This window comes from Myxococcus sp. AM011 (assembly GCF_013372595.1).
Classification (GTDB): Bacteria; Myxococcota; Myxococcia; order Myxococcales; family Myxococcaceae; genus Myxococcus; species Myxococcus eversor.
Map to the genome: position 1 here is coordinate 25,293 of NZ_JABXEM010000126.1, position 6,080 is coordinate 31,372.

Annotated in this window: 5 protein-coding genes; 3 read left to right on the plus strand and 2 right to left on the minus strand. The window is 70.8% G+C overall.

From position 1 onward, the window contains the following. Position 1: 1 nt before the first annotated feature. A complete protein-coding gene (locus HUW62_RS25090) occupies positions 2-2,731 on the minus strand; it encodes a M1 family metallopeptidase (RefSeq protein WP_163870130.1) in 2,730 nt (909 codons plus the stop codon). Positions 2,732-2,856: 125 nt separating this feature from the next. Then, positions 2,857-4,026 (minus strand): ribonuclease D, encoded by a 1,170-nt coding sequence (locus HUW62_RS25095; protein ID WP_163870131.1) that lies wholly within the window; start codon positions 4,024-4,026, stop codon positions 2,857-2,859. Positions 4,027-4,091: 65 nt separating this feature from the next. Here HUW62_RS25095 and ttcA point away from each other — a divergent pair, with 65 nt between their 5' ends. From ttcA to HUW62_RS25110, 3 genes are all read left to right on the plus strand, one after another. Next, complete coding sequence (gene ttcA / locus HUW62_RS25100; RefSeq protein WP_176435836.1) at positions 4,092-4,955, plus strand: tRNA 2-thiocytidine(32) synthetase TtcA; 864 nt, start codon at positions 4,092-4,094, stop codon at positions 4,953-4,955. Further along, positions 4,934-5,758 carry a tellurite resistance TerB family protein gene (locus HUW62_RS25105; protein WP_163870133.1) on the plus strand — a complete coding sequence of 275 codons (825 nt, stop codon included), beginning with the start codon at positions 4,934-4,936 and terminating at the stop codon, positions 5,756-5,758. The genes ttcA and HUW62_RS25105 overlap by 22 nt, the downstream gene beginning before the upstream one ends. A 13-nt stretch (positions 5,759-5,771) precedes the next feature. After that, positions 5,772-6,080: PhnD/SsuA/transferrin family substrate-binding protein (locus tag HUW62_RS25110; RefSeq protein WP_176435837.1), on the plus strand; the 309-nt coding region annotated here is incomplete at its 3' end.

A 6,080-nucleotide genomic window follows, 5' to 3' on the forward strand; every position in this document is an offset into this window, starting at 1 on the left:
TTCAGTAGCGCGCGAGGAACCGCGTCAGGCCGGGCCGCAGGGCCTCGCGCTGGGCGATGCACTGGTCCACGCGCTCCAGGGACTGCGCCAGCGCGCGCTCTCCGCCCTCGAAGTCGCGAGCGCGCGGGGCGAAGAAGCGCTCCACCTCGTCACGGTGCCTGGCGTCGCAGAAGAAGGCGCCGCTCGACAACAGCCACGTGGAGATGTCCCGGGGCAGCCGCTCGCGCAGCGTGTCGAAATGCTCGCGCAGGAAGGCGAAGGCCACCTCTCGCGTGTGCGTCTCCGAGAGCTGGCTGAAGAGGATGGCCAGCGCCTCGCGCGTGTCCACCTTCGCGTCCAGCAGCAGCTCCAGGCTGGCGCGCGCGAGCGCCGCGTCGCGGAATCCGCCCAGCGCTCCGAAGAGCAGTCCACGCTCCTGCTCGGTGGTGGCGGTGCGCGCGGCGTCTCGCAGTCTCTTGTGCAGGGCGGCGTCTCCGGCCACCGCGGCGGACTGGAGCACCGTGGCCGCGTCCTCCGGAGGCAGGGAGGTCCGGTCCTCGAGCCAGCGCAGCGTGAGTCGACGGGCCTCGGCGCGCAGCTTCGGGTCCTCGCCCTCGTTGGCCGCCATCCACATCAGCGTGGGGCGCATCAACCTCAAGTCTTCGCTCTCGCCGGGCCTGGACACGAAGCCCACCGAGCGCGCGCGGTCGCCGAAGAGCCCTCGCACGAAGCGCGCCCGGTGCGGACGCAGCGCATCCGGAACCAGGTCCGTGTGCACGCTGCCCACCACGCCCGCCGCGCTGTTCACCAGGTCCGAGCCTCCTTCACCCAGCCGCGTCACCAGCGTGAGGGCCTGGCTCACGTCCAGCTCGCCGCTGGAGAGCAGCGCCTGGGCATCCGCCATCAGCACCAGCCGCTCCGGAACGGTGAGCTGCCGGCCGCCCTGTCGCGTCAGCCGCTCCATCCCATCTCCGCGCAGCAACGCATGATAGTAGCCGCGCGCCTCCGCGTTGGGATGGACCCAGTCCGGACAGCCCTTCGCCTCGGTCAGCTCCAGCGAGCCCGTGGGCTCGGTGAGCACCGTGCAGACGCGGCCGTCCTTCTCGCCCACGGCGTAGCGCACGCACAGCGGCACCTGCCAGGGCCGCGAGTCCTCCGCCTGCTTCGCCCCGAGCGGCAGGTAGCGCCGCTGCTCCAGCGCGAGCCGTGGCGGGCCGTCCTTGGGGCACTGGAGCGTCATCGCCACCAGCGGCACGCCGGGCTGGTCCAGGAACGAGGAGAACACGGGCGCGACGTCCCGGCCGGCCTCGAGCGACAGCGCCTGGAAGAAGTCCTCCGTGGTGGCGGTGCCCCGCGCGTGCGCCTGGAGATAGTGGCGCACGCCGCGCTGGAAGGCCTCGGCGCCCACCCAGGACTCGAACATGGCGAGCACGGCGGCGCCCTTGCCGTAGGTGATTCCGTCGAACGCGCTGTGGATGTCCCCGGGCGCTTCAATGGGCTGGCGGATGCTGCGCGCGGTGACGAGCCAGTCCTCGCGCATGGCGTGGCCTCGGGCCTCCACGCGGCGGATGTCTCCGCGCCACTCCGGACGCCAGCGCTTCACCACCTTGAAGGCGAGCCAGTCCGCGAAGGACTCGTTGAGCCACAGGTCGTCCCACCACGCGGGGGTGACGAGGTTGCCGAACCACTGGTGCGCCAGCTCGTGCGCCTGCGTCTCCGCGAAGCCGCGCTGTCGCCACACGGTGTCCTTCCCGGGCTCGGCGAGCACCAGCGGCGCGCCGAAGGTGATGAGGCCCGGGTGCTCCATCGCTCCGCCCAGGAGTCCCGGCACCGCGAGCACGTCCAGCTTCGGGTAGGGGTAGGGCGTGCCGAACCACGTCTCCAGCTCCGAGAGCAGCGGCGGGGTGACGGAGGCGGCCCAGGTCGTCTCCGCCGCGCGGCCCCTGGGCACGACGATGCGCACCGGCACTCCGTTCTGTCCCGCCTTCCCCGCGTCCACCGACTCGAAGGGCCCCACCGCGAAGGCCACCAGGTACGTGGGCAGAGGCTGCGTCGTCTGGAAGCGCACCGTCTTCCAGCCGTCCGTCCCCGGCTCCTCGGAGCGCACGGGGGTGTTGGCGAAGGCGGAGTCCTCCGCGCGCACGCGCAAGCTCAGCACCCAGGGAATCTTGAAGGCGGGCTCGTCGAAGCAGGGGAAGGCGCGCCGCGCGTACAGCGGCTGGAACTGCGTCATCGCGTACCAGTTCCCGCTCTCCTGCTCGCGGAAGACGCCGCTGTCCTCCTTGTCGTACGCGCGGCCCGAATACTCGACGTGCAGCGTGACGTGGCCCGCGGGAAGCGGCTCGCGCGCGACGAAGGCGAGCAGGTCGTCACCGACGGGCAGCGCCTCCGTCGACACGCGCGTGTCCCCCACCTGGAAGTGGCTCTGGCTCACGGTCAGCTCGGAGGCGTGCAGCCACAGCGTGCGCGTGGGCTCCGACAGCGACAGCTCCACGTCCACGGTGCCCCGGAAGGTCTCCTTCCGAGGGTCCAGCTCCAGCGTCACCGTCTGGCGCGTGGGCCGTGCGCTCCAGTCGAGGCGCAGGCCCGGTGGCGACAGGACGCGGGTGTCCTCGACGGGGGGCGGTGCGACAGGTGCTCGAGCCACGGGTGGGGGCGCCCGCGAGGCCACTTCACGCGAGCCGCTGACGCAGCCCGCGTGGAGCAGCGTCAGCAGCAGGGCGATGACCGCGCCAGGGTGTCCGAACCGCATCGGGAAGCTCCGTCCGCCAGACCAAGGGCGACTCGTGACGGGGGGCATTCCATCATTGCCGCCCGGGAGACGGTAGTGCTTCCACGAGGTGTCAGATGTGACGCGGTGGCGTGACAGCGCGGCGCTCAGCCACCGACGACGGGGAAGGCGGCCAGGAGTTCGATGAGGGCGGGGCCGTAGAGCTGCAACCGCTTGTCACCGAAGTAGGGCACCTGGGCCAGCTCCTCCAGATTCCCGGGAGGCTGCGCGAGCAGCGCGTCCATCAGCGGATTGGTGAGCACCACGCTGGGCGTCACCTTGCGCTCGGTGGCCTTCTCCACGCGGAAGGCCTTGAGGGCGTCCTCGCGCTTGCGGCGGTTGGTGTCCTTGGGGCCCTTGTTCTCCCGCTCCTGGGGCAGCTCGCCGTTGCGCGACTTCTCCAACTGCACGCGGACGATGGCGAGCACCTCGTCACCATGGGCGCGCACGAAGGCGCCTCGCACGCCCGCCGCGCGCGCCAGGTCCTTGGGCGTGGAGGGCAGCCGCGTGGCGATGTCCGCCAGCGCCATGTTGGAGAGCATGCGCCCCATGGGGATGTTCTCCTGCTCCGCCCACTCCAGTCGCTTGCGGTGCAGCGCGTGCGCGATGGCGTTCGCCAGCGTCAGCTGAGTGGGGGACAGCCCCGAGCGCGGCAGCTTGGGCTTGAAGTCCGCGCCCACGTCGGGCCGGGCCACGGCTTCGTCACAGAGCCTGTCGCAGTCCAGCACCACCTCTTCCAGGATGCCCGCCTCGCGGCACGACTCGCGCACCTGCCGGCCCAGCTCGCACAGGTAGCGCACGTCGTTGGCGATGTAGGTGTGCATGCCCGGGGGCAGGGGGCGCAGCGAGAAGTCGGACTGCTGATGCTCCTTCGGCAGCTCCACGCCCAGCTTCTCCCGGGCCACGTCCGCCAGTCCGACCTTGGGCCAGCCCAGCAGCGTCGCGGCCCGGTGCGTGTCGAACAGGCCCCGCACCCGCACCCCGCCCTCGGCCAGGAACTGCAAGTCGCCCTGGGCCGCGTGGAAGTACTTGGTGCGCTCCGGGTCGGCCAGCAGCGGGGCGAGCAGCCGGGCCTCCACGCCGGGCTGGAGCGTGTCGAAGAGGAAGACGTCCTCGTCGGTGGCGACCTGGAGGAAGCACAACCGGGCGCGGAAGGCGTGCATGGAGTCGGCCTCCAGGTCCACGGCCAGCTCGCGGGCCGCCTCCAGCTTCTGGAGGGCGCTCTGGGCCCCGGCGGAATCCACCACGTCCACGTCACCCTGCGGGTAGGTAGGCATCGAGCTGGGCAGGCTAGCGGACCGGACCGCCTGAATGACGTGTTTTTTCCCGGGCCGCCGCTAGGATGGCCACGCCGATGAATGACGTCCAGCGCCTGGAAAAGAGTCTGCTTGGCCACATGGGCCGAGCCATCGCGGACCACCGCCTCATCGAGGACGGGGACCGCATCATGGTGGGTGTGTCCGGAGGCAAGGACTCCTACACCATGCTCTACCTGCTCCGGGAGCTGCAGCGCCGCGCGCCGGTGAAGTTCGACCTGCTCGCGGTGAACCTGGATCAGGGACATCCTGGATTTCCGGGACACGTCCTGGAGGAGTACTTCCAGCGAGAGGGCTACGAGTACAAGCTCCTCAAGGAGGACACGTACAGCATCGTCCTGGAGAAGACGCCGCCCGGGAAGACGCAGTGCGCGGTGTGCTCGCGCATGCGGCGGGGCATCCTCTACACGGCGGCGGTGGAGCTGGGGTGCACCAAGATTGCCCTGGGCCACCACCGCGACGACCTCATCCACACGCTCCTGCTCAACATGTTCTTCGCCGGCTCCATCAAGGCGATGCCGCCGTTGCTGAAGAGCGATGACGGGCGCAACGTGGTCATCCGGCCGCTGTGCTACGCGCCGGAGAAGGACATCGCGAAGTTCGCGGAGCTGAAGGCCTTCCCCATCATCCCCTGCGACTTGTGCGGCACGCAGGAGAACCTCCAGCGCAAGCGGATGCAGCGGCTGGTGGAGGACCTGGGCAAGGAGATTCCCAACGTCCGGCAGAGCCTTCTCAACGCGATGGCCAACGTGCGGCCGTCGCACCTGATGGACAGGGCGCTCAACCCCGACCCGCTGAACGCGAGCGAGGCGGGAGTGGCGGTGGCGCCCACTCAAGACACGCAGGACACGCAAGGGGGAGCCAGTCCATGGCTCGAGAGCAGGCAGTGAGCGCGCGCAAGGAGCGTAACGCCGCGCTGGTGGAGGCGATGTTGCTGGCGGCGATGGCCGACGGCCGTGTGTCTCAGCGGGAGATGCAGACGTTGCTCAGCCGCGTGTTGGAGCGGCCGGAGTTCGAGGGCACGCGTCCGGAGGAGCTCAACGCGCTGGTGGAGTCCAGCGCGGCGCGGCTGTCCGAGGCGCGAGACTTGGAGGACGTGCTCTCGTCGCTCCGGCGTCGGCTGCCGGACCACAAGAACCGGATGCTGGCCTTCGGGCTGGCGGCGGCGGTGGCGCTGGCGGACCAGCGGGCCACGCGCACGGAGCTGGGGCTGCTCAAGACGTTCCAGGCCGCGCTGGGCATCTCCGAGGACGAGGTCGCCCAGATCATCGACGTCATCGAGAACGGCGGCAGCCTGGCGGAGGCCCTGGGCGAGCCGCTGGAGCGGCTGTACGCGGAGGTCATGGTGCTGGTGAGCGCGGCGGACGGGCGGCTGAAGGAGGCCGAGGCCCGGGCGCTGGTGGAGAGCTTCGCGGCGGACCCCCTCTTCGAGAACGTCAGCCCGGAGCGCGCGCAGAGCTTCGTGAGCGAGTCGGTGGCGGCGCTGTCCGCGGAAGGGCTGCCCCAGCGACTCCATGTCCTGGCGCACGGCCTGACGACGCACGCCCAGCGGGTGAAGGCGTTCCGGCTGGCCACGAAAATCGCCCACGCGGGCGGCGAGCCCAGCGTTCCGGAGCAGCGCATCCTGGACATGCTCCAGGCGACGTTCGGTCTCGCCGACGACGAAGTGGCGCGACTGGGCAGGGAGGGGTAATCAGGGGGGCAGCATGACCCTTCAAGTCCCTTCCACCTCCAGGCACTCCTTCCGCTTCGGGCTGCCGCCGTCCCTGGGCAGCGAGATGGCGCGGGAGCGCGCGGACCGGCTGGCGGCCTTCCTCCAGAGGGCGCTGGGCAAGCTGGTGGAGGTGAGCGTCGCGTCCAGCTACGAGACGCTCGCCAAGGATTTGCTCTCCGGGCGCGCGGACGCGGCCTGGGCGCCTCCCTTCGTCTGCGCGCGGATGGAGGCCATGGGCGTGCGGGTGGTGGTGCGTGGGGTGCGCAGGGGCATGTCGTCCTATCGCTCGGCGCTGGTGTGC

Excerpts from the sequence above, each read along its gene's own strand:
- HUW62_RS25090 (WP_163870130.1), bottom strand. The coding sequence starts at position 2,731 with ATGCGGTTCGGACACCCTGGCGCGGTCATCGCCCTGCTGCTGACGCTG.
- HUW62_RS25095 (WP_163870131.1), bottom strand. The coding sequence starts at position 4,026 with ATGCCTACCTACCCGCAGGGTGACGTGGACGTGGTGGATTCCGCCGGG.
- ttcA (WP_176435836.1), top strand. The coding sequence starts at position 4,092 with ATGGCCACGCCGATGAATGACGTCCAGCGCCTGGAAAAGAGTCTGCTT.
- HUW62_RS25105 (WP_163870133.1), top strand. The coding sequence starts at position 4,934 with ATGGCTCGAGAGCAGGCAGTGAGCGCGCGCAAGGAGCGTAACGCCGCG.